Source organism: Pseudomonas sp. HMSC063H08, from assembly GCF_001813645.1.
Classification (GTDB): Bacteria; Pseudomonadota; Gammaproteobacteria; order Pseudomonadales; family Pseudomonadaceae; genus Pseudomonas; species Pseudomonas aeruginosa.
On the sequence record NZ_KV813373.1, the window covers coordinates 1 to 1,563 of the forward strand.

At 63.7% G+C, this 1,563-nt stretch carries 1 protein-coding gene and 1 pseudogene; both read right to left on the reverse strand.

The window, feature by feature from the left end:
* Window positions 1–188 precede the first annotated feature (188 nt).
* Window positions 189–1,268: a type II secretion system F family protein gene (locus HMPREF2924_RS07505; protein WP_003123335.1), complete on the reverse strand. Its 1,080-nt coding sequence runs from the start codon at window positions 1,266–1,268 to the stop codon at window positions 189–191.
* A pseudogene (locus HMPREF2924_RS07510) lies at window positions 1,268–1,563 on the reverse strand (pilus assembly protein); the annotation flags it as partial. The gene HMPREF2924_RS07505 and the pseudogene HMPREF2924_RS07510, both read right to left, overlap by 1 nt.

Below are 1,563 nucleotides of genomic sequence, written 5' to 3' on the forward strand. Positions count from 1 at the left end.
ACGCTGATGTTGCGCTGTTCCTCGTTGGCGTTGGACGAACTGAACATCCCAGCCGCTGCGGCCAGGCCCAGGCCGACCCCGATGGCGATGATGATCAGCACGATGATCATCTCGATGGAAACGAAACCGCCCTGCGTCGGACGGGAGGTGCGTTGCGTAGTGCTCATGGAGCGCTCCTTGGTGAGGTTTCAGTGGTTCATGGATTGGATGAGCTGCTGTGCCTGGTAGGCGCCGAGCAGGACCAGGATCATCAGCGCGCCGATGAAGATCAGGGCGAAGTTCTTCACCAGCCCGGCGGCCAGCTCGATCTGCTTGAGGCTGGTCTCCTGCCAGCGGCGGCTGAACTTGACCAGAGCTTCGGAGAAGCCTCCCCGGTTGGCGAGGATGCACAGGTACTGGATGGCCTGCCGGTCGGGGAAATCGTGACCGGCGCTGCGAAGGGCGACTCCCAGGTTCTGGCCCAGGCCCACGCCGTAGCGGGCAGCTTCCAAGCGCTGCTTCAGCCAGGGCGGGGAGATCTTGATCATGCTGGCCAGGCTGTCGTAGGGGCGTATGCCGGCGTTGAGCATGACGGCCATGTTCAGCAGGAAGGTGGTGCCCTGGAGCATGCGGTAGATGGACCAGGGCGGCAGCATCCGGTCCAGCCAGACCCGGCCTTTCCAGCGGTAGGTCGGTAACGTGACGATGACCACCACCGTGAGGGTGATGACGGCGACCAGAACGTAGATACCAGGTCCTGTGACGAAGCTGGCAATGGCGTTGAGCGTGGCGAGCGGGCCGGTCCACGTGACTGGATCGGAGAGCCTGGCCAGGCTGGGGACCATGCGATAGGCCACGATGCACAGCAGGAACACCATCATGGCGGACAGCGCCGAGGGATAGAGCAGCGCCTGCCAGATGGTGGCGCGGATCCTGGCCTGGGCCTCGACCAGGGAGACGGCATCGCCCATGGCCTGAACCAGGTTGCCGCTCATCTCGCCGGCCTCGATCAGCGCTCGCTCCTGGGCGGGCAGATAGAGCGCCATGGCGGTGGCCAGACGCTTGCCGTTGGACAGCCCCATCAGCGCTTCGCGACTGGCGATGGCCACCGGATGAAACGGATGCTGTCCCTCATGAGCGAAGATCTTGTGCACCTCTGCCACAGCGTCCTTCAACGGGACCCCGTTTTCGAGCAGGGTGGACATGCTTTCGTAGAACTGCAGGCGTTCCTTGCGGCCGAACTGTTTGCTGTAGAAGGCGAACTGCAACTGCTCCCAGAAGCCCCCCATCAGCACGCCTCCTGCGAGTAGAAGCTGTCGTCGAGCAGATGCTCATCGAAGTCGAGTGGCCCAATGAAATCCTCGACTATCTGCGGGTCGAACATGCCCTCGTTGATGCGGCGGATGGCGTGGGCGTGCTTGGTGATGCCCTGCATGGTCTTGACCCAGTAGTTGCGTGCCTCGGCTGGGCCGCCTTTGGCGAACACACGCATGAAGGCGAGGGTGGGCAGCACCACCTCGGCGACGATCGAGCGGCCGTTGACCCCGGAGCCACGGCAGGCCTGGCAGCCAGGCCCCTTGACGT